This window comes from Methylobacterium sp. ARG-1, from assembly GCF_001262595.1.
Taxonomy (GTDB): Bacteria; Pseudomonadota; Alphaproteobacteria; order Rhizobiales; family Beijerinckiaceae; genus Methylobacterium; species Methylobacterium brachiatum.
The window spans coordinates 1-22,263 of the sequence record NZ_LHCD01000020.1 but is presented as its reverse complement, the minus strand read 5'-3'; the positions used below and the strand labels follow the sequence as shown (position 1 = coordinate 22,263).

General features: G+C 71.7%; 23 protein-coding genes. 14 read left to right on the top strand and 9 right to left on the bottom strand.

Going from position 1 to position 22,263, the window contains the following annotated elements; all coding sequences use genetic code 11:
• Nucleotides 1-56 precede the first annotated feature (56 nt).
• Together AKJ13_RS18365 and AKJ13_RS18360 are read right to left on the bottom strand one after the other, a co-directional pair.
• Nucleotides 57-752 (bottom strand): anti-sigma factor, encoded by a 696-nt coding sequence (locus AKJ13_RS18365; protein WP_050734659.1) that lies wholly within the window; start codon nucleotides 750-752, stop codon nucleotides 57-59.
• Entirely contained in the window at nucleotides 749-1,399 is a 651-nt protein-coding gene (locus AKJ13_RS18360) for a sigma-70 family RNA polymerase sigma factor (protein WP_244471650.1), read from the bottom strand. The genes AKJ13_RS18365 and AKJ13_RS18360 overlap by 4 nt, the downstream gene beginning before the upstream one ends.
• Nucleotides 1,400-1,702: 303 nt before the next feature.
• Here AKJ13_RS18360 and AKJ13_RS18355 point away from each other — a divergent pair, with 303 nt between their 5' ends.
• From AKJ13_RS18355 to AKJ13_RS31935, 6 genes are all read left to right on the top strand, one after another.
• Nucleotides 1,703-2,677 carry a S1C family serine protease gene (locus tag AKJ13_RS18355; protein WP_050734658.1) on the top strand — a complete coding sequence of 325 codons (975 nt, stop codon included), beginning with the start codon at nucleotides 1,703-1,705 and terminating at the stop codon, nucleotides 2,675-2,677.
• A gap of 173 nt (nucleotides 2,678-2,850) precedes the next feature.
• A complete protein-coding gene (locus tag AKJ13_RS18350; protein WP_050734657.1) occupies nucleotides 2,851-3,117 on the top strand; it encodes a hypothetical protein in 267 nt (88 codons plus the stop codon).
• 270 nt (nucleotides 3,118-3,387) lie between these two features.
• Nucleotides 3,388-3,534, top strand: a complete 147-nt coding sequence (locus AKJ13_RS30560) for a DUF1127 domain-containing protein (protein ID WP_007566967.1) — start codon at nucleotides 3,388-3,390, stop codon at nucleotides 3,532-3,534.
• 78 nt (nucleotides 3,535-3,612) lie between these two features.
• The gene (gene trmFO / locus AKJ13_RS18345) at nucleotides 3,613-5,040 is read left to right on the top strand and encodes a methylenetetrahydrofolate--tRNA-(uracil(54)-C(5))-methyltransferase (FADH(2)-oxidizing) TrmFO (protein WP_050734656.1); all 1,428 of its coding nucleotides are present in this window, start codon (nucleotides 3,613-3,615) and stop codon (nucleotides 5,038-5,040) included.
• A 168-nt stretch (nucleotides 5,041-5,208) separates the two neighbouring features.
• A complete protein-coding gene (locus tag AKJ13_RS18340) occupies nucleotides 5,209-6,411 on the top strand; it encodes a Zn-dependent hydrolase (RefSeq protein WP_050734655.1) in 1,203 nt (400 codons plus the stop codon).
• Nucleotides 6,412-6,490: 79 nt separating this feature from the next.
• Complete coding sequence (locus tag AKJ13_RS31935) at nucleotides 6,491-6,634, top strand: hypothetical protein (protein ID WP_160320615.1); 144 nt, start codon at nucleotides 6,491-6,493, stop codon at nucleotides 6,632-6,634.
• A gap of 3 nt (nucleotides 6,635-6,637) precedes the next feature.
• Here AKJ13_RS31935 and AKJ13_RS33120 read toward each other — a convergent pair whose 3' ends face one another.
• The gene (locus tag AKJ13_RS33120; RefSeq protein WP_050734654.1) at nucleotides 6,638-7,357 is read right to left on the bottom strand and encodes a CatB-related O-acetyltransferase; all 720 of its coding nucleotides are present in this window, start codon (nucleotides 7,355-7,357) and stop codon (nucleotides 6,638-6,640) included.
• Entirely contained in the window at nucleotides 7,354-11,280 is a 3,927-nt protein-coding gene (locus tag AKJ13_RS18330) for a glycosyltransferase (RefSeq protein WP_050734653.1), read from the bottom strand. The genes AKJ13_RS33120 and AKJ13_RS18330 overlap by 4 nt, the downstream gene beginning before the upstream one ends.
• A gap of 197 nt (nucleotides 11,281-11,477) precedes the next feature.
• On the opposite strand from AKJ13_RS18330, the gene AKJ13_RS31415 reads away from it, so the two are divergent.
• Genes AKJ13_RS31415 through AKJ13_RS18315 form a run of 4 tightly spaced genes read left to right on the top strand, consistent with a single transcriptional unit; the run spans nucleotide 11,478 to nucleotide 13,976 of the window.
• Nucleotides 11,478-11,807, top strand: coding sequence for a hypothetical protein (locus tag AKJ13_RS31415; protein ID WP_144426296.1), 330 nt, complete (start codon nucleotides 11,478-11,480; stop codon nucleotides 11,805-11,807).
• Nucleotides 11,808-11,825: 18 nt separating this feature from the next.
• On the top strand, nucleotides 11,826-12,761 hold the full coding sequence (locus AKJ13_RS18325) for a glycosyltransferase family 2 protein (protein WP_244471649.1): 936 nt from the start codon (nucleotides 11,826-11,828) through the stop codon (nucleotides 12,759-12,761).
• The gene (locus tag AKJ13_RS18320) at nucleotides 12,758-13,726 is read left to right on the top strand and encodes a glycosyltransferase family 2 protein (protein ID WP_050734651.1); all 969 of its coding nucleotides are present in this window, start codon (nucleotides 12,758-12,760) and stop codon (nucleotides 13,724-13,726) included. Before AKJ13_RS18325 ends, AKJ13_RS18320 begins: the two co-directional genes overlap by 4 nt.
• A gap of 58 nt (nucleotides 13,727-13,784) precedes the next feature.
• On the top strand, nucleotides 13,785-13,976 hold the full coding sequence (locus AKJ13_RS18315) for a hypothetical protein (RefSeq protein WP_050734650.1): 192 nt from the start codon (nucleotides 13,785-13,787) through the stop codon (nucleotides 13,974-13,976).
• A gap of 167 nt (nucleotides 13,977-14,143) precedes the next feature.
• Here the strand turns inward: AKJ13_RS18315 and rutC are convergent, their stop codons facing one another.
• From rutC to rutA, 3 genes are read right to left on the bottom strand one after another with little or no spacing between them, the layout of a single operon-like run.
• On the bottom strand, nucleotides 14,144-14,530 hold the full coding sequence (gene rutC, locus AKJ13_RS18310; protein WP_050734649.1) for a pyrimidine utilization protein C: 387 nt from the start codon (nucleotides 14,528-14,530) through the stop codon (nucleotides 14,144-14,146).
• Between the two features lie 44 nt (nucleotides 14,531-14,574).
• Entirely contained in the window at nucleotides 14,575-15,312 is a 738-nt protein-coding gene (gene rutB, locus AKJ13_RS18305) for a pyrimidine utilization protein B (protein WP_050734648.1), read from the bottom strand.
• A 16-nt stretch (nucleotides 15,313-15,328) separates the two neighbouring features.
• On the bottom strand, nucleotides 15,329-16,423 hold the full coding sequence (gene rutA / locus AKJ13_RS18300) for a pyrimidine utilization protein A (RefSeq protein WP_050734647.1): 1,095 nt from the start codon (nucleotides 16,421-16,423) through the stop codon (nucleotides 15,329-15,331).
• A 316-nt stretch (nucleotides 16,424-16,739) separates the two neighbouring features.
• On the opposite strand from rutA, the gene AKJ13_RS18295 reads away from it, so the two are divergent.
• A complete protein-coding gene (locus AKJ13_RS18295; protein WP_050734646.1) occupies nucleotides 16,740-17,153 on the top strand; it encodes a DUF4864 domain-containing protein in 414 nt (137 codons plus the stop codon).
• Nucleotides 17,154-17,176: 23 nt separating this feature from the next.
• On the opposite strand, the gene AKJ13_RS18290 is transcribed toward AKJ13_RS18295, so the two are convergent.
• The gene (locus AKJ13_RS18290) at nucleotides 17,177-17,620 is read right to left on the bottom strand and encodes a hypothetical protein (RefSeq protein WP_050734645.1); all 444 of its coding nucleotides are present in this window, start codon (nucleotides 17,618-17,620) and stop codon (nucleotides 17,177-17,179) included.
• Between the two features lie 69 nt (nucleotides 17,621-17,689).
• Nucleotides 17,690-18,100, bottom strand: a complete 411-nt coding sequence (locus tag AKJ13_RS18285) for a hypothetical protein (RefSeq protein ID WP_050734644.1) — start codon at nucleotides 18,098-18,100, stop codon at nucleotides 17,690-17,692.
• 232 nt (nucleotides 18,101-18,332) lie between these two features.
• Here AKJ13_RS18285 and thrC point away from each other — a divergent pair, with 232 nt between their 5' ends.
• From thrC to AKJ13_RS18270, 3 genes are all read left to right on the top strand, one after another.
• Entirely contained in the window at nucleotides 18,333-19,745 is a 1,413-nt protein-coding gene (gene thrC / locus AKJ13_RS18280) for a threonine synthase (RefSeq protein WP_050734643.1), read from the top strand.
• Between the two features lie 7 nt (nucleotides 19,746-19,752).
• Nucleotides 19,753-21,048 carry a pitrilysin family protein gene (locus AKJ13_RS18275; protein ID WP_050734642.1) on the top strand — a complete coding sequence of 432 codons (1,296 nt, stop codon included), beginning with the start codon at nucleotides 19,753-19,755 and terminating at the stop codon, nucleotides 21,046-21,048.
• A gap of 254 nt (nucleotides 21,049-21,302) precedes the next feature.
• On the top strand, nucleotides 21,303-22,263 hold a 961-nt coding region (locus AKJ13_RS18270; protein WP_280137118.1), incomplete at its 3' end, for a 7TM-DISM domain-containing protein.

Sequence of the window (22,263 nt, the reverse complement as noted above, 5' to 3'; positions counted from 1 at the left end):
TTGTGTGATCCGACCATCCGCGGCGCCGCCCCGGCGCCGCGGGTTCTGCCCGGCGCCTACTCGGCGATCAGCTTGCCGGTATAGACCACCGGTCCCGTGGGCTGGCCGCTCGGCGAGCCGCCCGGCGGCTCCACGGACACCGCCAGCAATCCGTCCGGCGAGGCGCCCTGCGGCAGGCTCACCCGGCTCGCATCGGCTCCCACGAGGCCGAGCGGCTTCGGCCCCTCGGCGCCGACATACCACAATTGCAGGCTTCGACCCGCGGGTGCCTCGGCCCCGACCGGTCGGACCTGGGCGGTGCCGGTGCGGGTGTCGACGCGCACGATCAGGGCCGGCAGGGCGCCGCCGCCCTGGACCACCGCGAGGTAGCGGCCGCCCTCCGGCTCCGGCCGCGACCCGACCGCGACGAACAGCGCCAGCCCGGCCGCCAGCAGGCCGGTCCCCGCGGTGGCGATCCGCCACCGCCGGACCTGGCGGCGCAGGTGGGCGAGCGGGTCGGGCGCGCCGGCGGACCGGGCCGCCAGCGCCCGCAGCAGCGCCGCGCGCACCCGCGGCGGCGGCGCCACCGGCGGGATCGCGGACAGCAGGGGCGACAGCCGCCGCTCCCAGGCTCGGACCCGGGCCGCCGCGCCGGCATCGGTGGTGATCGCACGGGCCATCTCGGCCCGCTCCCCCGGGTCGAGGGTGCCCAGCACGTACTCGGCCGCGCGCAGGTCGGGATCCGAGGCCGGGTCGTCGAGGCCGCCGCTCACGAGACAGCCTCCAGGCAGGTCTTCAAGGACGCGAGCGCCCGGTGCAGCCAGGTCTTGATCGTGTTGACCGGCCGGTCGTAGCGCTGGGCCAGTTCGTCCCGCGAATGGCCCTCGCAATAGGCCAGCACCACGCAATCCCGGTGCGCGGGTTCCAGCCGGCCCAGGCACGCCCCGAGCGCGTCCCGGTCCAGGAACGCCGCGGCGTCGTCATGCGGATCCATCAGCCGCGCCACCCAATCCTCGCCGTCATCCCGCACCGGTCCCTGAACCTCGGCCACCCCCTTGCGGCGCACGCCGTCGATCGCCCGGTTGCGGGCGATCGTGCACAGCCAGGCGAGCGGGCGTCCGGCCTCGGGATCGTAGCTCCCGGCCGCCTGCCAGATCCGCAGATACGCGTCTTGAAGGACGTCCTCGGCGAGCGACCGGTCGCGCTGGATACGCAGGATCACGCCGAAGAGTTTCGGGCTCGTCAGGTCGTAGAGTTCGGCCAGCGCGGCCGCCTCGCCGCGCCCGATCTCGGCCAGCAGCCGCCGCAGCTGCGCCTCGTCGGCACCGGAAGAGCTTGGCGGTCGCGCCGGGGCTGGAGACGCCCCCGCGGCAAAGATCGGTCCGGTCAAGATCCGTTCCCGTGCCCGCGCGCCGTTCATCTGCCGGTCGCGCTCCCGTAAGAGTGATCTAAACGTCCCCGCGCGTGCTGTCACATCGCCGGCCGCGCGGGATCGTCGATAGGTCGTCGGCTCAGCGATCCGCGCGCGGCGCCGCGCCACGGGTGTCGCAGGCCGTGCGGACCGCCTATCTTAGGCTCTCATCCCGATCCGGTGGTTGCCGGCTTTCGGGACACGACGATGCGCAGCACAATCCCGGAGCCGCGTCCGATATGCGGGACGCGGCTTCAGTCCGAAGTGGCGCGGCCGGCGGCGGCGCAGGGGCGAACGAGCCGAAGGAATCTCATGGCGACCCAGGGCGAGTGGAAGATCCCCGCGCAGGCCCAGCCCAGGCCTGCGGATTACGGCTACGATCTCGATCGGGCGCTCTCGTCGGTGCTTGCCCTGTCGGCGCGGGTGCCGGAGAGCGCCTTCACGGCCGAGACCCTCGGCACCGAGCGGGCCGGCAACGGCGTGGTGATCCGGGAGGACGGGCTCGTTCTCACGGTCGGCTACCTCATCACGGAGGCCGAGAGCGTCTGGCTCACCACCCGTGAGGGCCGCTCGGTCCAGGGCCACGTGCTCGGCTTCGATGCCGCCACCGGCTTCGGCCTGGTCCAGGCCCTGGGCGAGCTCGGCGTCCCGGCCCTGCCGCTCGGCCGCTCGGCCGCGCTGAAGACGGGCGACCGGGCCGTGGTGGCGGGCGCCGGCGGGCGCCAGCGCTGCGTCGCCGTCGAGGTCGTGGCCCGGCAGGAATTCGCCGGGTACTGGGAGTATGTCCTGGACGAGGCGCTGTTCACCGCCCCCGCTCACCCGCATTGGGGCGGCACCGCGCTGATCGGCGCGCAGGGCGAGCTGCTGGGGATCGGTTCCTTGCAGCTGCAGCAGGGCGGCAGCAGCGGCGGCCGCCCGATCAACATGGTGGTGCCGATCGACCTGCTGCCGCCGATCCTCGACGACCTGGCCACGCGCGGCCGCGCCAACCGGCCGCCGCGGCCCTGGCTCGGCCTCTACGCCACCGAGAGCGAGGAGGGCATCGTCGTGATGGGGCTGGCCGATGGTGGCCCGGCCGAGACCGGCGGCCTGCGCAGCGGCGACGTGATCGAGGCGGTGGCCGGCGAGCCGATCCCGGATCTCGCCGCCCTGTTCCGCAGCATCTGGGCGCTCGGGGAGGCCGGGGTCCGCGTCCCGCTCACCGTGCGCCGCGACGGGCGCAGCGTGAAGCTCGCCCTCGTCTCGGCGGACCGGGAGCGGTTCCTGCGCACGCCCTCGCTGCACTGACGGGCTCTGCCGCGGCGGCCAGCCGCGAAACCGTCGCGGCCGGGGTTGCGTTTCTCGGATGCCGAGGTCGAGGCTGCACGGGATACAACCACAGGCTCAGCTTCGGTTCAGGCGGCGGGGCCGAATCTCTCTCGACCGGCGCCGATCCGCCGGACGCTTTGAGGAGATGTGTCATGGCGATTCTGAGCGCACCGCGCGCGAAGGCACTCGTTGTGGCCGCCGCGATCGCCGGCGGCCTCGGGCTCGCGGGCTCCGCCGAGGCGGCGGGGGGCTGCGGCCCGGGCTTCCATCCGAACCCCTGGGGTATCTGCCGCCCGAACTGGGGCCCCCGCCCCTACTGGCGCCGGCCGGTCTATTACGGCGGCTACGTGCGGCCGCGGCCCTTCTACCGGCCCTATTACCGACCCTATGGTTTCTACGGACCGCGCCCGTTCTACTAAGGGATCCGCCCGTTTTGCGCCGCGAAGGGCGTCCCGCCGGCCGGCGGGACGCCCTTCGCGCGTTCAGAGGGCTCCCGGCATGCGCACAAAGAATGACCATCCGGGAAGGTTGCCAGTTTCTTAATCCGGGCATGCGGCGTACGCAGGCCAGATCCTTGGCCTTTCGACTCCTGCTGCGCCGCGGGAGGTTTATATGTGCGTTGCACCAACAAGAGGCAGCGATGCGCAACGGCGCGCCATCCACTGCCTGAACAGAGGTCAAAAAACTCCATGTCCGCCGCTCGTAGCGTCCTGAGTCGCGTCCGCGCCTATCTCCGGTACCGCGACACCGTTTCCCAGCTCTCCCGCCTCTCGGATCGCGATCTTGCCGATCTCGGCATCAACCGCAGCGAGATCCACGGCATCGCCCGCGTCTGATCTCCCGGCACCATCGCGATTCGACTGAAAGGACCGCCGCCCGTTGATCCGGGCGACGGTCCTTCGCTATTCTGGGATATGACACAGACCATTCACATCATCGGCGGCGGCTTGGCGGGATCCGAGGCGGCCTGGCAGGTGGCCGAGGCCGGCCATCGCGCCGTGATCCACGAGATGCGGCCGGTGCGCGGCACCGAGGCCCACCAGACCGACGGCCTGGCCGAGCTGGTCTGCTCGAACTCGTTCCGGTCGGACGATGCAGAGAGCAACGCCGTCGGCCTGCTGCACCAGGAGATGCGCAGCCTTGGCTCGCTGATCATGCGGGCGGCCGACGCCAACCAGGTGCCCGCGGGCGGTGCGCTCGCAGTCGACCGCGAGGGCTTTTCCGCGGCGGTGACCCGGAGCCTGGAGCAGCACCCCAACGTCACGGTTGTCCGCGGCGAGGTCGAGGGCCTGCCGCCCGAGGCGTGGGGTCCCTGCATCGTCGCCACCGGCCCGCTGACCGCTCCGGGCCTCGCCGAGGGCATCCGGGCACTTACCGGCGCCGAGTCCCTCGCCTTCTTCGACGCCATCGCGCCGATCGTCCATCGCGACTCGATCGACATGGACGTGGCCTGGTTCCAGTCCCGCTACGACAAGCCCGGGCCCGGCGGCACGGGGGCCGACTACCTCAACTGTCCGATGAACCGGGCGCAGTACGACGCCTTCGTGGCCGCCCTCGTGGCCGGCGAGAAGATCGGGTTCAAGGAATGGGAGGGCACGCCGTATTTCGACGGCTGCCTGCCGATCGAGGTGATGGCCGAGCGCGGTCCCGAGACCCTGCGGCACGGCCCGATGAAGCCCGTGGGGCTCACCAACCCGCGCGATCCCCTGGTCAAGTCCTGCGCGATCGTGCAGCTGCGCCAGGACAACGCGCTGGGCACCCTTTACAACATGGTCGGCTTCCAGACGAAGCTGACCTATGCCGAGCAGGTCCGGATCTTCCGCACGATTCCCGGCCTGGAGCGGGCCGAGTTCGCGCGGCTCGGCGGCCTGCACCGCAACACCTATCTCGACAGCCCGCGCCTGCTGGACGCCACCCTCCGGCTGAAGGCCCGGCCCGCTTTGCGCTTCGCCGGCCAGATCACCGGCTGCGAGGGCTATGTCGAGAGCGCCGCGGTCGGCCTGATGGCCGGCCGTTTCGCGGTGGCCGAGGCGGCGGGCCGGCCGCTCGGCCCCCTGCCCCAGACCACGGCGCTGGGCGCGCTCATCGCCCACATCACCGGCGGCCACATGGCCGCCGACGGCGAGGCCAACGCCCCGCGCTCGTTCCAGCCGATGAACGTGAATTTCGGCCTGTTCCCGCCCCTGGCCCAGGCGCCCCGCAACGAGACCGGCCGTCGCCTGCGCGGCCCGGAGAAGGCCGTGCTGAAGAAGCGGGCGCTCACCGACCGGGCTAGGGCCGACCTCGCCGCCTGGATGACGGGTGCGCAACCGGCGGATTGGAAACAGGCAGCGGCAGAGTAGCGCGGCGAGTCGCGGTTTCGAAGGGGCCGGGACCTTTCGCGGGTGCAGGGCTGAAGCCCTGCTGTCGGGCTCCGCCCCGACACCCCGCCAAAGGGCTCGCCCTTTGAAAACCCCGATATGCGCATGGCGCTTGCACAGTCTGGGCGCTCAACTCCCGGGGACCGCTGCATGACCGAGATCGATACCGACGCCTTCCTGGCCGACCTCTATGCTCTGCGCGAGATCGGCCGGTTCCGCACCGGCGTTCACCGCCCGACCTTCTCGGCCGCCGACATGGAATCCCGCCGCTGGCTGATGGCCAAGCTGGAGGAATGCGGGCTGGAGGCATCGATCGACGGGATCGGCAATGTGCTCGGGCGCCATCGCGGGCCCGGACCCCACCTCTTGGTCGGCAGCCACATCGAGACCCAGAACGAGGCCGGCTGGCTCGACGGGGCGCTGGGGGTGGTGGGCGGGCTGGCCCTGGCCCGGGCCGGGCTGCCGGTCGATGTCGTCGCCTTCGCGGACGAGGAGGGCCATTTCTCCGGCGGCTTCCTGGGCAGCCGCTCGGCGATCGGCGACTTGACCGAGGCCGAGATCGAAGCCGCCCGCAACCGCACCGACGGCACGCCGCTGCGCGCGGCCCTCGAATCCGCGGGACTCGCCGGATTGCCGCGGATGCAGCTCGATCCGGACCGCTACCGGGGCTTCCTGGAACTGCATATCGAGCAGGGTACGCAACTCGAATCCGCCGGTCTGCATCTCGGTGTGGTCAGCGGCATCGTGGCGATCTGGCAATTCCAGATCGTGTTCGACGGCAACCAGGACCATGCCGGCGGGACCACCATGGCCGAGCGCCGGGATGCGGGGCTCTCGGCGGTACGCCTGCTCGCGGCGATCGACCGGGAATTCCCGAAACTCTGCGGCCCGCGCAGCACCTGGACCACCGGGCGGATCACCCTGGATCCCGGCGGCTACAGCATCATCCCGGGCCGCGCCGAGGTGGCCTTCCAGTTCCGCGACGTGTCGATCCCGGTGCTGGAGCGCATGGAGGCGTGCCTCGAGGCTCTGGTGCGCGAGTCGAACCGGCGCGAGCGCTGCCCCGCCACCCTCACGGCCCTGTCGAAGGCGATCCCCGCCCCCTGCGACCCGGACCTCATGCGGGCCCTCTCGGAGGCCGCCGAGCAGGTCTGCCCCGGCCGCTGGCAGGTGATGCCCTCGGGCGCCGGCCACGACGCCCAGAACATCGCCCGGATCCTGCCGGCCGCCATGCTGTTCGTCCCGTCGATCGGCGGCATCAGCCACCATTGGGCGGAGGATACCAGCGACGCCGATCTGGCCTTCGGGGTGCGCACGCTCGGCGCGGCGGCCGCGCGGGTGCTGGCGGGGTGAGCGCCGTGCCTCTCTCCGATCGCCGAAGCAACGTCCCCCACATCCAACCGTTGATCCGGATCAATGCCGGAGGGCGGCCATGCGGATCCGCAAGGAAGCGACGTATGACGGGGTGTGGACCGTGTTCGTCGGTGAGGGCCTCTGCTTCAGCGATCTGAGCGGGCCGGCCGCCGACGCGCTGGTGGCGGCGTTCGCGCGGCGGTTCGCCGAGGCGGACGCGTGAGCCTCAGGCGCCCGGGATCAGCGACTGGATTGGGATCAGGTCCGGGCGGTATTCCTGCATCCCGCCGGCGATCCGCTCTTCCACCGCGTCGAGGAATCGCTCGGGATCGGTGATCGAGCACTGGCGCAGGTCCCAGAAGGCGTAGCGCCACCATTGCACCTTCAGGTAACGCTCGATCAGCGCGTCGGGGAAGCGCATCTTCACGACCCGGGCCGGGCTGCCGGCCACGATCGCGTAGGGCGGCACGTCCTTGGTCACCACCGCCATGGCGCCGATGATCGCCCCGTCGCCGATGGTGATGTCGGGCATCAGGAAGGCGCCGTGGCCGATATAGACGTCGTTGCCGATGCGCACCCGCTTGGGCCACAGGTAGGGGCCGCAGATCTCGTAATCCTCGGCGCGGGGATCCAGTCGGTCGAACACGGCGGAATGGTGCGTGTAGAACAGCGGCGAGGTCGAGCCGCAATGGACCGGGTGGCTGCCGCGCCCGACCTGGACGCTCTCGCCGATCGAGCAGTAGCGGGCGATCTCGGCGCCGAAATAATAGCCGCTCACCGCGTAGGAGAACGCCCCCATGGTGAGGCAGTAATCGATCCCCATCCACTTGATGCTGCAGGGCGGCTCGAAGGTGCAATCCTCCGGCAGGCCGAACGGGGCCGGGTGCAGCACCGAGATGCCGCGCCGGAGCATCTCCTGCTTCATGTCCTCGTTGACGGAGATCATGCGGCGTCCTCGTCGAGTGGGTTCTTCGCCCCGGATTGGTCCAGGACGTAGTAGTCGCGCATCAGATCGTCGTACTCGGCGGCCTGGATCGGCACCGAGAGCTCCCCGCTGGCTGAGATGTCGATCGCCAGCAGCCGGTCGTTGAAGGCGGCCGGGTCGCTCAGGAGGGCGTAGGGCAGGACATGGCCGTTCGGGTAGGCGCGCAGCCGGTCGCCTTGGGCGCCGAGATCGAAGGCCACCACCGGCAGGCCGGTCCGCAGCCCGAGCGTCAGGGCATACGAATACGTCTCCGGCCAGATCGCCGGCAGCAGGACCAGGTCGGCGGAAACCCGCCAGACCAGGTCGAGGGCCTCGTCGTCGCCGGCGTAGCGCCCGGTCTGGCTCACCCCGGCCCGCTCCAGCCCGCCCGCCAGCGCCGGATCGGAGAAGCCCACGATCGCGAACCGCAGCGGCAGCTTTCGGTCCTGGGCGTCGGTGGCCAGGGCCTGCAGGAACAGGCCGCCCTTGGTCGCGCTGATGGCGCCGAGCACCGCGACGCGGCGCACGCGGTCGGGCCGCCGCAGGGCGGTGGAGCGCACGCTTCGGTCGGCCTCGACATGCGGCCGCACCGTGATCGCCAGATCCGGGTACACGGCGCCGATCCGGCCCGCCGTGTCGGTGGACGGCGCAAACACCCGCGCCGCGCCGGCCAGGAACCGCCCGAACGTGGCCCGCCGCTCCGCCGGATCCGGCTCCTCGTAGCCGTCCGCGTCCGAGGCCAGGCAGTCCCGGCACAGAGACACCGGCGCCAGCCCGCAATAGCGCCCGTCCGGCATCACCAGGTGGTTGCGGTGGCACACCGGCGAGAAGTCGTGCAGCGTCCAGGCATAGGGCCGCCCCGACCCGGACACGAGGTCCATCAAGGCGCGGGCCGCGTTCCAGCGCAGGCCCGCCAGCGAGTGCACGTGGATCAGCAGCGGCGCCAGCTGCTCCACGAACGCGGCCACCGCCTCGGCATCGCGCGGCAGGTACAGGCTGTCCAGGCTCGGCAGGTACACGAACTCCCGGCTGCGATACGAGACGTTGACCTGGCTGTTCCGGGCCCGGTCGACCGAGAGCAGCACCACGCTGGTGCCCTCGGCCGTCAGCCGGGCGATCATGTCGTCGATGTGCCGCTGGATGCCCCCGCCCCAGCTATGGGTCACGAACAGCACCGCCCGGCCGCTAAAGTGCCGGGCGAGCCGATGCAGGTCGAGCCGCGCCCGCCCCCGCCGGCCAGGATCGGCCTGGACGAACTGGCCGACCGCGGCCGGGTAGTCCGGATGCTTGGCGAGCAAAGCCGCCTGGCCCTGGTCGTACTCGCCGCCCGGATCGAGCCCGAACGAGATCTGCCCGGCATGGTAGACGTACACGTCCTCGGCGAGCAGGTTCGCGAACCCGGCCTTGCGGGCGCGCATGCACCAGTCGTTCTCCTCGCCGTAGCCCTTGCCGAAGGCGACCTCGTCGAGGACCCCGACCGCGTCGAGCGCGGCGGCGGTCATGTATAGGCAGAACCCGACCCCGGTGGGCACCTCGATGCTGCGGCCGCGGTTGAGCGTGCGGGCGGCCTGGTCGAGTTCGGGCCGGGGGATCTCCAGCGCCATGGTGTTGTTGGCGTTGAAGCGCGGGTAGCTGCAGATCGTGGCGTTGTTCGACAGGGGCGTGACGCTGCCCACCGGCGGGCGGCCCTCGGCCTCGGCGGCCTCGGCATGGGGTGTTTCTGCATGGGCGACGAGCCGGTCGAGCCAGTCGCCGAACACCTGGGCGTCGGAGTTGAGCAGGACCACGGCCTTGCCCTGGCGCAGACTGAGCCCGCGATTGACCGAGCGGACGAAGCCGAGGTTTTCCCGGTTCTCGACGAGGTGGAACAGGCCGCGGCCGGCGAGGTCCTTGAGGTCGGCGGAGAGCAGCGGGTCGGGGGACCGGTCGTTGACGGCGAGCAGGGTGAAGGGGGTTTTCTGCGGGGCGGCGAGGCAGGCGTGGATGGCGCGCAGGGTCTCGCCGCGTCCCTTGTAGACCGGCATGATCACGACGACCCGGGCCTGGGCGAGGGTGAGGGCGCGGGGCAGGCCGTCCCAGTCCCGGGGCTCGGGGGCCTCCATGGCCGGCCAGCTGCCGAGATCCTCGGGGCAGCCCATCAGCCCGGCGGCGCGCCCGGTGCGCACGTAGTGCAGGAACGGTGATTCACCCGGCGCAAGAAGATGCCCGTAGGTCTCCGCATAGAACGCGATCGAGAAGCGCTTGCTCGGGTCGCGGCCCTCGTGCTGGCCGTAGGCGACGAAATGGGCGAGCGGGCCGCCCGCGGCGCCGGCGACGTCAGGATTGCGCCTCGCGTAGAACGCCGCATCGAAAGACGGCTCGAACAGCCGGGCCTGCTCGGCCAGGGCGTCCGCCTCGGAGGGCGGTGGGCCGTAGCGCGGGTCGAACCGTCCGGCCGCAATGTCGACGCCGTGCAGCAGCGCGGTGGCGAGATGGTGGACCAGGGGCGCGTTGCCGGTCTCGCGGACCCAGGGATGAGCGTCGAGATAGGCGGTCCCGTTGAAATCGGGGCGCGGGTTGCGGCCTTGCCGCCAGCCGGTGTCGCAATAGTCGCGGACCGCGTCGATATCCTCCGCGAGGCCGTAGCGTTCCCGGTAGAAGGCGTGGTCGAAATGCAGCGCCGCCAGCCCGGCTTGCAGGTCCAGGGATGCCGCCCGGTCCAGGGGCTTCCGACCGATCGCGCCGAGCCAGAGCGTGTCCTCCACGGGCGGACGCGCCGGGCGCAGGCCGCAGACCCGCAGCAGCGCGTCGAGGGTCGAGCGCCCCGGGCCCGGATCGCGCAGCTCCCGCCAGCCGCCGGTGGCGAAGTGCAGGTAGGGTGTGGCCTCCCGCACGTCCGGGTAGGTCGCCCGGTACCAGGCCTCGTCCACGGCCGGGACGTTCAGCCTGTCCGTCCCTGAGAACGGCTGTTTACCCGTCAGCAGCGTCTCGGCGACGGAGCGGAAGAACGGATCGCCGATCACCGCCCGGCTGCCGGCCCGCGCCTGCATGAAGCCGGCCGGGTCGAAATCCTGGCGCGGGCTGCGCATCGCCCGCCAGCCGCGCTGGACATAACTCCGCAGCAGTTCCGCATCGGACACGTCGGAGAGCTCCTGGGCCTCCTGCTCGTCCAACCCTTGCCGGTAGTAGGCGGCGTCGAAATAGGGGGCCAGCGTCTCGGCCCGAAGCGCGACAAGATCCTCCGGCTCGGGCCGGGCCGGGCCGCCGTGCAGGACGTAGTGCACCAGCGGGTTCTGGGTCGCGTAGGAGATCCCGCGGGTCAGACAATAGGCCAGGGTGTCGAAGTGCGGCGACGGCTCGCGGCCCTCGCGCCAGCCGGAGGCCATGTAATGGGCCGCCGGGTCGACGCCCGCCGCCCGCAGGTCGGGGTTGTTGGCGAGATAGAACGGGCCGTCCACGAGGCGGCGGGCCAGGCGCTCGGCCTGTTTCGTGTCGGGCCGGGGCAGGGTGCCGCCCTTGGCGCGCTGCGCCGTCACCCAGTGCAGGAACGGGTTGATGCCGGCCCGGGCCAGATACGGGCGCGCGGCGAGGTAGTCGGCGGTGCAGAAATCCGGTCGCGGGTCCCGGCCCTCGCGCCAGCCGACCGTGAGGTAGTCCCGCACCGGATCGACCGTGATGCCGTACCAGCTCGCGTAGAAGCCGGCGTCGACATACGGCTCCAAAGCCGCGACCATGTGGGTCTCGATGTCGTCCCCGGCCTGTTTGCCGACCCACCGGGCGTGCAGGGCAGCGGGCCTGCCCAGCGGGTCGCTGAGCCGGCGCCAGCCGAGGCGCAGGGCGCGGGCGGAGTCGAGGGCGCCGCGCGCGACGGGCCGGCCGATGCGGCGCTTGAACCGCCCGAAGGTCGGGGGCAAACCGAGGCGCATCTCAGGGCTCTATGAGGAAACGTGCGCCGCGTGCCGTCACGAGATGCGGCATCCGGCAGCCGCCTTCGGGGTCGACGCGGTCGAGGCGCGGGTCTCGGATCGGCTCATGGTCGGCAGCGTCGGGGCGTGCGAGGCGCGGAGGCAGACCTCGCGTTCTTCGCCCGTCGAACTAACGGAACCGGCGGAGTCCGTAAACCATGGGCCGGCCCGTTCTCGGCCCGCGCGGCTGCGCGACCCGGCATGGCCGCTTGTCGGGGACCGGGGCCCGCGATATCGAAACGCCGGCCTCGCGCACCGTGCCGGGTATCGGAACCGGCACGGTGCGCGAGGCCGATGCTTCACATCGCCTTTTTCCGAAAGCCGGCAGCCACCTTTCGGGACGATGCTGTATCGAGACCGGATCGACGCCATGCCCCGCCGCGCGGGCTTTCCAGTCCGGCCTTTCCTCGCGAGCGATCCCTTCGATGCCGCGCCGCGGACCCCTCGACGTCGAACAGGCCGACGCCGCCGCGGTGGAGCGGGCGTGAGCGGCCGGAGCCCGGCCTGTGCCTGAACCGACGCTGGGCCGCCTGATGATCGGCATCACCCTGTTCCGGCCGAGCCCGGACCAGGTGGATCGGGTGCTGGCGCAGGCCGCCTCCGGATGCGCCGGGGTGATCGCCTTCGACGATGGCGGCCTGGCCGAGGCGGATGCGGAGCGCCTCACCCGAGCCGGGGTGACCGTCCTGTCGGCGGGGCGCAATCTCGGCATCGCGGAGGCGCTCAACCGGATCGCCGCGGCAGCCCGGACGGCCGGCGCCGAGACCCTGCTGCTGCTCGATCAGGATGCCGAGCCAAAGGCCGGGCTGGCCGCGGCGCTGCTGGCCGCCCGCGACCGGCTTCGGGCGGCCGCGATCCCGGTCGCGGTCGTGGGACCGGCGCCTGCCCCCGCCCCCGGCCACAAGGCGCCGTCCTACCCGCCCCGACCCGGCGCGCCGGCCTGCGGCGCCCTCCCTCCAGCCTGCGGCGCCCTCGCCCAAGCCTGCGGCGCCCTCGCCCCGGTGCAGTTCCTGGCGACCTCGGGCTCGCTCATCGACCTCGACGCCCTCGCCCGGATCGGGCCGTTCCGCGCTGATTTCTTCATCGACGGCGTCGAGCTGGAATGGTGCTTTCGCGCCTGGAGCCAGAACTTCGGCTGCTATCTCGCCCGCGACATCGCGATCCCGCACCGGGTCGGCGGCGGGGTGATCCGCGGCTTCGGGATCGCGATGCCGCGCCAGCCCCTGTTCCGCATGGCGACCTACCTGCGCAACGCGGTCTATGCCTGGCGCCTGTCGCACGTGCCCCTGCGCTGGAAGCTCGCCCAGGCCGCCTACCTGCCCCTCCAGGCCGGCCTGTACTGGGCGGATTCGGGCTGGCGGCCGGCCGTGCTGCTGCGGCTGATCGAGGCCGTCTGCGACGGCGCCCTCGGGCGCCTCGGCCCGCCCCGGGATCGCGTATGACCGGCCGCGCCGGCCTCGACGTGGTGATCGTCAACTGGAACGGCGGCGCCCTCCTCCGCGCCTGCCTGGTGAGCCTCGCATCCGCCCGGGATGCCGAATCCGTGCAGGTCATCGTGGTGGACAACGCCTCGCAGGACGGCTCGGCGGACGACCTGCCCGCCCTGCCCCGCCCGCTCCGGCTGATCCGCAACGCTGAGAATCACGGCTTCGGCTGGGCCTGCGATCAGGGTGCCGCCACCGGGGACGCCCCGGCGATCCTGTTCCTCAACCCGGACACGCAGGTGGAGCCCGACGCCCTCGACGTCGCCCGGACCGCCCTGCTGGCCGATCCGCGCACCGGGATCGTCGGTGCCCGGCTGATCGACCCGGACGGGCGGACCGCCCGTTCCTGCGCCCGAGCGCCCACCGGTCTCGGCCTCCTCGGCCGCGCCCTCGCGCTCGACCGGCTCGGCCTCGTCCGGCCGCATTTTCTGCGCGAATGGGATCACGCCGACGACCGGGCCGTCGGCCAGGTGATGGGCGCGTTCCTGATGATCCGCCGCGACCTGTTCCAGGCGCTTGGCGGGTTCGATCCGCGCTTCTTCGTTTACTGGGAGGATGCCGACCTCTGCACCCGCGCCCGCGCCGCCGGCTTCGCGGTGCGGCACGTGGCCGGGGCGGTCGCCCACCATGTCGGCCAGGGCACGACCCGGCAGGCCCGGGCGCGGCGCCTGTTCTACTTCCTGCGCAGCCAGATCCTGTATGCCGCCAAGCATCACGGCCGGATCGCGGCGCTCGCCGTCACGCTGGCGAGCTTCGGGGCCCAGGTGCCGCTGCGGCTCGCCCTGGCGCTCGCCCGCCGCGCGCCGCGGGAGGCCGCCGAGGTGCTGCGCGCGGCCGGCCTCCTGGCGGCGGCCCTGCCCGGCCTCGCGGTGGCGACCCGGCGAACGGGCACGGATCCGGGCTCAGGGCCGGCGCGGCCATAAGGCCCAGAATCGGGCGGCGTGTCGCTGATGGGCGCGCCGTCCGCGAAGGAGATCGGGGATGGACCGGCTGGACGACGAAGAGACCGCGGCCCTGAGACGGGACTGGATCGAAGGCGACGGCCTCGTGCTGCGCGATGACGATCCCCCGCAAGACCACGGCGCCATCAACGCCCGGATCCTCGGACTCCTCGACAAGCAGGACAGGTCCGGGGGGACGAGCGCATCCTGTCGGAGGTCCATCACAGCCTGAACTTCGACATCTCGTTCGAGGCCACGAAAAGCGTGCGGGAAACCCTGTTGCGGACCGTCAGAGGGAAGCTCGCGGGGGCGCGATGAGGCCGCCTGGGCCGGCCCTGGCCGCAGCTTCGAACCGGACGCTCCTCAGGGCCGCGCGCTGCGCCCCGGGGGCGACCGCGCTCAGCGGCCGATATGGGCCACGGAGGCGATCTCCACGAGGGCGTCGGGCTTCACGAGGCCGCACTGGATGCAGTAGCGCGCCGGCTTTTCACCCGGGAAATACTCCGCGTAGACCGCGTTGATCGCCGCGTAATCGGCCCAGTCCTTCAGGAAGACGTGGTTGAAGGTCACGTCGTCCATCGTGCCGCCCGCGGCCTCGACCACGCTCTTGATCGTCTCCAGCACGTGCCGGGTCTGGGCACCGGCATCGCCGACATGGACGACGTTGGCATCCGCATCGAGCGGCAGGGTGCCCGAGACGTACAGCACCCCGTCGGCCAGGGTGCCGGGCACGTAGGGGGCGAGCGGCTTGCTCGACCCCGGCGGAATGACGACCTGCTTCGGCATTTTTGGGGGCCTTTCGCGGTGCGGGTGCCGGGACGGCAGGCGGTTTATTCGGCGGCGGCGCGGGTCTGCGCGGCCAGCGCCGCTTCGAACGCGGCCACGTCCGAGACCCAGCCGAAGAAGGTCTCGATATTGGCGAGCGCCCCCTCGTGCAGGCTCGGCGGCCCGGCCTGGTGGGTGGCATCCGCCAGGACGATCCCGAAATACTCCCGGTGGTAGCCGTCCCGCAGGGTCGACTCGACGCAGACATTGGTGGCGATGCCGGTGAAGACCAGCGTGTTCACCCCTCGGGCCCGCAGGATGCTGTCCAGCGGCGTGTTGTAGAAGCCGCTGTAGCGCGGCTTGCCCAGCACGATGTCGCCAGGCTCCGGCTTCAGGGCGTCCACCAGGGCGTAGTCCCAGGAGCCCTTGGCGAGGAGCTGCGCGTTCATCTCCGGCCGCCGCCGCATGGTCTTGAGGGCGTTGGACTTGTGCCAGTTCGGCGAGCCCGGGCCGCCGGCCTCGACGTAATCCGGATCCCAGCCGTTCTGGAACCACAGGATCCGGATGCCCGCGGCCCGGGCCGCCGCCACCGCCCGGATGATCTGGGCGATGACCGGGCCGGTGCCCGAGACGTCGAAGCCCGCGAGGTCGAGATAGCCGCCCGGGCTGGCATAGGCGTTCTGCATGTCGACGACGATCAGCACCGTCGCGGCCGGATCAAAGGCGATCGGCTCGGGCCGCGCCGGCAGGATCACGCCGCCGTGGCGGCCATGGGCGTCGTGGAATCCGGCTTGCGTGTCCATCAGGCGACTTCTCTCATCAGGCGACCTCGGCCAGCGGTGTCGGCACCACGTGCCGGCGGGATTGCATCAGCGGCTGGATCCGGGTCCCGAAGGCGTCGAGCCCTTTGAGGAAGTCGTCGAACACCAGCAGCACGCCCTCCACCCCGTCGATCGTCATGATCGCGTCGAGCATCTCGGCCACGTGGGCGTAGCTGCCCACCAGGGTGCCCATGTTGAGGTTCACCGCCGAGGTCGGGTCGGCGAGCTGGCGGACGTTCGTGTCGCTGCCGGACTTGGTGTCGGCCGCGCCCTGGATCCCGAGCCAGGCGATCGCCTCGGCATCGGCCCCCGCCTTGTAATGCTCCCAGGTCGCCATCGCGGCGGCGTCGGTCTCGTCGGCGATGATCATGAACAGCGCGTAGGCGGTCACGTGCCGCCCGGTCTTGGCCCTGGCCTCCGCCAGCCGCTCCACCACGGGCGCGAAGGCGGTGGGGGTGTTGACCCCCTTGCCGAGGCAGAAATTGTAGTCGGCATATTGCGCCGTGAAGGCCATGCCGGCGCCGCTCTGGCCGGCGCAGATGATCTTCATCGGCGCCTGCGGCCGGGGGCTCAGGCGGCAATCGTTCATCTGGAAGAACGTGCCCTTGAGGTCGCTTCGACCCGTCTCCCATAGCTCGCGCAGAATCTGAGCATATTCCGATAAGTAGTGGTATCGCTTTGAGAAATGCTCCTCGCCGGGCCACAGGCCCATCTGGTCGTATTCCGGCTTCTGCCAGCCGGTGACGAGGTTCAGGCCGAAGCGCCCGTCCGAGATCGAATCGATGGTCGCGGCCATGCGGGCGACGATCGCGGGCGGCATGCACAGGGTCGCCGCGGTGGCGAACAGCTTGATCCGCGTGGTCACCGCGGCGAGCCCGGCCATCAGGGTGAACGATTCGAGGTTATGGTCCCAGAACTCGGTCTTGCCGCCGAAGCCGCGCAGCTTGATCATCGACAGGGCGAAATCGAGCCCGTGCGCTTCCGCCTTGAGGGTGATCTGCTTGTTGAGCGCGAAGCTCGGCCGGTATTGCGGGGCGTTCTCCGACAGCAGCCAGCCGTTGTTGCCGATCGGGATGAACACCCCGACGCTCATGGCTGGAACGCCCGTGGTCGGGACGGTCTCGGGACGGGTTTCCGCGTCCGTTTGGCTTTGCACCATCGCCCTCTGCTCCGCTCGGCCAAGCCCCGCAGGACTGAGTCGGTGCGCGGACGCTCGCAAAACCCGGGCGGAGAATCAAACCCGTGCGCCGGTTCGGGGCCGAAAATGCCTCTCATTCCAGCGACTTGCACAACCGAAGCGCGACGCCTGCACATCCTGCGTGCGCAGTGCTTGCCGACCGCCCACGCCCGTCTAGATGATCAGTCGGCTCAGGTGTCTCGCGGGAGACGCCGGATCGGAGTGACCGTCGATGCGCGCGTGGCTCGCCCTCCTGCTGATCCTCGGCCTCGCTGGGCCGGCCCTGGCCGATGACGGCGCCCGGGCGGCGGCCCGGGCGGTGATCGCCAAGCAGGTCGAGGCGCTTGGGCGCGACGACGCGCCGACCGCCTATGCCCAGGCGGCCCCGGCGATCCAGGAGATGTTTCCGAACGCCGACCTGTTCATCGGCATGGTCCGCAACCAGTACCGTCCGGTCTATCGCCACCGCAGCTTCGTGTTCGGCGAGGGCCGGGATATCGGGGAGGCGGGGGTGGTGCAGTCGGTGGCGATCCAGGACGAGTACGGCGTCGACTGGACCGCCGAGTACAGCCTCGCCCGGGACGCGGACGGGGCCTGGCGCATCACCGGCTGCCGACTGATCAAGGCGCCGGGCACGAGCGCCTGACCGGCGCTCGCGGTTCCACCGGCCTACGCGGCGAGGACCTTGGCCTTCCGGATATCGCCGTCGAGCGTGATGTGGAGTTCGTGCTCCGCGCCATCCTTCGCCCCCCGCAACGCGAAATGCTTGGGCTTGCGCTCCGGCACGCCAGCGACCGCGTAGCCCGCCGCCTCCGCGGCCCGGATCGCCAGGGCGGGATCGGCCGGCGGATGGTCGTGCTTCTCCTTCTGGGGCCAGTCGATCGTGCGGGTCGAGCCGTCCGCCAGGGTGAGGCGGGTGACCTTGATCTCGGAGGGCTTGCGCGTGCCCCGCAGCGAGACCCGGTCGCCGACCGTCAGGGTTATATCCGCGGACCCTTTCGGGCCGAGATCCGCCAGGATCCGCCCTGCTGCCCCGTCGAGGGCGAATCGGTGCCCGAACACGGCCCAGACGGTGCCGGCGGCCTCATGCGAATCGGTTCTCGTATCGGTCATGGCGGTGATCCTGTCGTGGGTGCCGGCATTGGCGGGGTCGTTTCCGAGCCCCGCCGGCGTGGCGAGGCGCTATCGGGCGTCGGTGGGCCGCAGCGTCCCGAGCTTGTCGACGAGCTGCAGGGTGATGTCGGCACAGGCCTTCATCGAGTCCTCGTCGGCGCATTTCACGTCGATCCGGGTGTCGCCCCGCTCGAGGCGGAAATGCGCGCCCTTCGGCGGCGGAGGGGGCGGCGGACCGTCAGGGCCCGGGCCGCGCTGGGGACCGCCGGGGGGCGGCGGGGGCGGCCCGTCCGGGCCGGGGCCGCGCCGGGGACCGCCCGGGGGCGGGGGCGGCGGCGGGGCGCCGGCCTCGGGACCGGGCCGCGGGCCGCCGGGGGGCGGGGTCTGGGCGATCGCCGCGGTGCCGAGCAGCAGCGCTGCGGCGCCGGCCAGGGCGAGGGGGCGAATGACGCGGGGTCGAACGGCACGGGTTCGAATCATGTCGGCTCTCTTTCCGAAGGCACCCCGCAGGCGGGGTTGGGCCGCCCCCGCGGCACCGGCCCGTTCGGGCCGGGGTTCCTCGGGGGTGATCCGGTTCTAGGAGCGGCGGCGCAACCGGTCCTGAACCGGCCCGTTCAGGCCCGGTTAAACCGCGCCCCCCCTCGGCCGCGCCGGGCTTTCGACAGGCCCGCCTGCATCGTGTAGAGGGGGCGCCTTCCTCCCGGAGGCCCCTGTGCTCCACGTCTCGACCCGCGGCGAGGCCGCGCCGCTCTCGTTCTCGGATGCGCTCCTCGCAGGCCTCGCCCGCGACGGCGGACTCTACGTGCCGCAGACCTGGCCGCAGATCGGCCCGGCGGAGATCGCCGCGCTGGCCGGCAAGCCCTACGCGGAGGCTGCCAAGCGCGTGCTGCGTCCGCTGATGGATGGCGAGATCGCCGGTCCGGACCTCGACCGGATGATCGACGAATCCTACGCCACCTTCCGGCACCCGGCGGTCTGCCCGCTGACCCAGCTCGACGACAACCTGTTCCTGCTGGAACTTTTCCACGGTCCGACGCTCGCCTTCAAGGACGTGGCGATGCAGCTGCTCGGGCGGCTGATGGACCACGTCCTCGCCAAGCGCGACACCCGCGCCACCATCGTGGGCGCGACCTCGGGCGATACCGGCTCGGCCGCCGTCGAGGCCTTCGGCGGCCTCGACCGGGTCGACATCTTCATCCTCTACCCGCACGGGCGGGTCTCCGAGGTCCAGCGGCGGCAGATGACCTCGGTGCCGGCCCAGAACGTCCACGCGCTGGCGGTGGACGGCACCTTCGACGATTGCCAGAACCTGGTCAAAGCCCTGTTCCAGCACGCCGAATTCGCCGATGCGGTGCGCCTGTCCGGGGTCAACTCGATCAACTGGGCCCGGGTCGCGGCGCAGGCGGTCTACTATTTCACCAGCGCGGTGGCGCTCGGGGCGCCCCACCGGCCGGTCTCCTTCGCGGTGCCGACCGGCAATTTCGGCGACGTGCTCGCCGGCTGGGTCGCCAAGCGGATGGGCCTGCCGATCGAGCGGCTGATGATCGGCACCAACGCCAACGACATCCTGGTGCGCACCCTGGAGCATGGCGCCTACGAGCTGCGCGGCGTCGTGCCCACGACCTCGCCCTCCATGGACATCCAGATCTCGTCCAATTTCGAGCGCCTGCTGTTCGAGGCCCTGGGGCGCGACGCCTCGGCGCTGTCGCGGCTGATGTCCGGGCTGAAGCAGTCCGGCGGCTTCTCCCTGAGCCCGGACGTCCTGGCCACGGTTCGCTCCGAGTTCGATGCTGTCGCCGTGCCCGAGAGCGACGTGATGGAGGAGATCGCCCTGACCCAGGCCGCCACCGGCGTCGTGCTCGATCCCCACAGCGCCATCGGGGTGCGGGCCGGCCGCCGGCTCCTGGAGAAGGACCCGGCTACCCCTGTCGTCGCCCTCGCCACCGCGCACCCCGCGAAATTCCCGGACGCGGTCGCCAAGGCCACGGGCGGCCTGCGCCCGGCCCTGCCGCCGCACCTCGCCGACCTCATGGACCGGCCCGAGCGCATGACCCCGGTGGCCAACGACCAAGCCGCGGTGGAGCGGCTGATCCGCGAGCGCGCCCGCATCACGAAGGGTGCCTGAGCCCGCGATGAACCAGCATTTCTCCACGCACGCCGCCTCCCCGGACCTGCGCACCACGCGGCTCGCGAACGGTGTCACGGTGGTCACCGAGCCGATGCCCGGGGTGGCGACCGCCAGCCTCGGCGTCTGGGTCGGCGCCGGCTCGCGCAACGAGCGGGCGGATGAGGCCGGCCTGTCCCACCTCATCGAGCACATGGCGTTCAAGGGCACCCGCACGCGCACGGCCCAGAAGATCGCCGAGGAGATCGAGAATGTCGGCGGCGAGATCAACGCCGCCACCTCCACCGAGGGGACGAGCTATACCGCCCGGGTGCTTGGCGAGGATGCCGGCCTCGCCCTCGACGTGATCGGCGACATCCTCACCGATTCGGTGTTCGATGCCGGCGAGCTCGCCCGCGAGAAGGGCGTGATCCTGCAGGAATACGCCGCCGTCGAGGACACCCCCGACGATGTGGTCTACGACGCCTTCACGGAAGCCGCCTTCCCGGACCAGCCGGTCGGCCGGCCGATCCTCGGGCGGCCCGAGACGATCCGGAGCTTCGACGAGGCCGGCATCCGCGCCTATCTCGCCCGGGAATACACGCCGGACCGCATCGTCGTGGCCGGGGCCGGCGCGGTCGCCCACGAGGCGATCGTCGAGGCCGCCGAGCGCCATTTCGGCGCCCTGCCGGCCACGGTGGCGCCCGCGGCGGTGGCGGGCCTCTACGGCGGCGGCGAGCGGCGGATGCCGCGCAAGCTCGAACAGGCCAACGTCGTGATCGGCCTGCCCGGCCTGTCGTTCCGCGACGAGCGCTACTACGCGCTGCACATGTTCGCCCAGGTGCTCGGCGGCGGGCTGACCTCGCGGCTGTGGCAGGAGGTGCGCGAGACCCGCGGCCTCGCCTACGAGATCCAGGCCTTCCACTGGCCGTTCTCCGATTGCGGCCTGTTCGGCATCGGCGCCGGGACCGCCGGGGCGGACCTGCCCGAGCTGGTCGACGTGACCCTCGCGGCCACGGTCCGGGCCGCCCGCGACCTCGCCGAGCCCGAGATCGCCCGGGCCAAGGCGCAGCTGAAGGTGTCCCTGCTCTCGGCGCTGGAGACGCCCGGTGGGCGCATCGAGCGCAACGCCCGCCAGATCCTGGCCTGGGGCCGGGTCATTCCCGCCGGGGAGGTGATCGACAAGGTCGATGCCGTCACGGTGGCGGATGTGCGGGCGGTCGCGGCCGACATGCTCAAGGGCGCACCGACGCTGGCGGCGATCGGCCCGATCCGCAAGCTGCCCACCCTCGACCGGATCGCCGCCGCCCTCGGCGCAGCCTAGGGCAGCGTCCCGGGGCCGAAGCCGGGGCGACGCGCGAGGCCTTTGATGGGGCAGCCTCTTTTCCGAAAGCCGGACGCCGCCTTCCGGGATGGGGCTGTAAAATCCACCGCAAACCCGCCCCGGCCGGGCGCCGCCCCCGCGCACCCAACTTGATTTGGCCGCAAAGGGGCGCGATCCGCGGGGTCCGGATCCGGACCGGGGCGGCTGCCCCGGGATCGGGGCCGTCCTATCGATCGCGGCCGCCCGGGTGGCCGATGCCGAAGCTCGCACGGCCGGAACTCAAGACACCCTTGCGCATCCTCGCCCTCCTCCTGACCCTGGTCGGTGCCCTGTCGCTGGCCGTCTCGGCGAGCGCTCCGGCCCTGGCCGTCGAGGCGGTGCGCGTCACCCTCGACGCGCCGGTGATCGACCTGACCACCGCGATCGAGCGCTACCGCTCGGACGGGGACCTGATCCAGATCTCGACGGCGCCGGGCAAGGACGGCATCGTCCGCCGCATCGTCGTGAAGGCGCGCGATGCCGGCGCCCGGCCCGACTGGATCGTGTTCGCGCTCACCAACGACACCGACGAGCAGATCGACCGCATCCTGGTGGCGCCGCATTTCCGGCTGGTGGATTCCGGGGTGATCTGGCCCGATCTCGGCGGCTCGCGGATCGCCGCCATCACGGCCAGCCAGGGCATCCGCCCGGAGCGCGACGAGAACCCGGAGGCCGACCAGTTCACCATCACGCTGGACCCCGGCACGACCGTCACCTACGTCGCCGAGCTGCGCGGCCCCAACGTCCCGCAGCTGCACCTGTGGGATCAGGACGCCTATCGCCGCAAGACCGCCGGGCTGACCCTGTACAAGGGCATCATCATCGGCATCAGCGGGCTGCTCGCCCTGTTCCTGACCATCGTGTTCGTGGTCAAGGGCGCGATCATCTTCCCGGCCGCCGCGGCTCTGGCCTGGTCGGTGCTCGCCTATGCCTGCATCGATTTCGGCTTCCTGCAGCGGGTCTTTCCCGTCACCGAGCTCGCCGAGCGGGTCTACCGGGCCTCCGCCGAGGCGGTGCTCGGGGCGACGCTGCTGGTCTTCCTGTTCGCCTACCTGAACCTCGCCCGCTGGCACGTGCGCTACAGCCACGTGGCGTTCTTCTGGCTCGCCTTCCTGGCGGGCCTCGTCGGCCTGGCGGTGTTCGACCCGCCGGTGGCAGCCGGGGTGGCGCGCATCT

Excerpts from the sequence above, each read along its gene's own strand:
- AKJ13_RS18360 (WP_244471650.1), bottom strand. The coding sequence starts at position 1,399 with ATGAACGGCGCGCGGGCACGGGAACGGATCTTGACCGGACCGATCTTT.
- AKJ13_RS18355 (WP_050734658.1), top strand. The coding sequence starts at position 1,703 with ATGGCGACCCAGGGCGAGTGGAAGATCCCCGCGCAGGCCCAGCCCAGG.
- AKJ13_RS18350 (WP_050734657.1), top strand. The coding sequence starts at position 2,851 with ATGGCGATTCTGAGCGCACCGCGCGCGAAGGCACTCGTTGTGGCCGCC.
- AKJ13_RS30560 (WP_007566967.1), top strand. The coding sequence starts at position 3,388 with ATGTCCGCCGCTCGTAGCGTCCTGAGTCGCGTCCGCGCCTATCTCCGG.
- trmFO (WP_050734656.1), top strand. The coding sequence starts at position 3,613 with ATGACACAGACCATTCACATCATCGGCGGCGGCTTGGCGGGATCCGAG.
- AKJ13_RS18340 (WP_050734655.1), top strand. The coding sequence starts at position 5,209 with ATGACCGAGATCGATACCGACGCCTTCCTGGCCGACCTCTATGCTCTG.
- AKJ13_RS31935 (WP_160320615.1), top strand. The coding sequence starts at position 6,491 with ATGCGGATCCGCAAGGAAGCGACGTATGACGGGGTGTGGACCGTGTTC.
- AKJ13_RS33120 (WP_050734654.1), bottom strand. The coding sequence starts at position 7,357 with ATGATCTCCGTCAACGAGGACATGAAGCAGGAGATGCTCCGGCGCGGC.
- AKJ13_RS18330 (WP_050734653.1), bottom strand. The coding sequence starts at position 11,280 with ATGCGCCTCGGTTTGCCCCCGACCTTCGGGCGGTTCAAGCGCCGCATC.
- AKJ13_RS31415 (WP_144426296.1), top strand. The coding sequence starts at position 11,478 with ATGGGCCGGCCCGTTCTCGGCCCGCGCGGCTGCGCGACCCGGCATGGC.
- AKJ13_RS18320 (WP_050734651.1), top strand. The coding sequence starts at position 12,758 with ATGACCGGCCGCGCCGGCCTCGACGTGGTGATCGTCAACTGGAACGGC.
- AKJ13_RS18315 (WP_050734650.1), top strand. The coding sequence starts at position 13,785 with ATGGACCGGCTGGACGACGAAGAGACCGCGGCCCTGAGACGGGACTGG.
- rutC (WP_050734649.1), bottom strand. The coding sequence starts at position 14,530 with ATGCCGAAGCAGGTCGTCATTCCGCCGGGGTCGAGCAAGCCGCTCGCC.
- rutB (WP_050734648.1), bottom strand. The coding sequence starts at position 15,312 with ATGGACACGCAAGCCGGATTCCACGACGCCCATGGCCGCCACGGCGGC.
- rutA (WP_050734647.1), bottom strand. The coding sequence starts at position 16,423 with ATGAGCGTCGGGGTGTTCATCCCGATCGGCAACAACGGCTGGCTGCTG.
- AKJ13_RS18295 (WP_050734646.1), top strand. The coding sequence starts at position 16,740 with ATGCGCGCGTGGCTCGCCCTCCTGCTGATCCTCGGCCTCGCTGGGCCG.
- AKJ13_RS18290 (WP_050734645.1), bottom strand. The coding sequence starts at position 17,620 with ATGACCGATACGAGAACCGATTCGCATGAGGCCGCCGGCACCGTCTGG.
- AKJ13_RS18285 (WP_050734644.1), bottom strand. The coding sequence starts at position 18,100 with ATGATTCGAACCCGTGCCGTTCGACCCCGCGTCATTCGCCCCCTCGCC.
- AKJ13_RS18275 (WP_050734642.1), top strand. The coding sequence starts at position 19,753 with ATGAACCAGCATTTCTCCACGCACGCCGCCTCCCCGGACCTGCGCACC.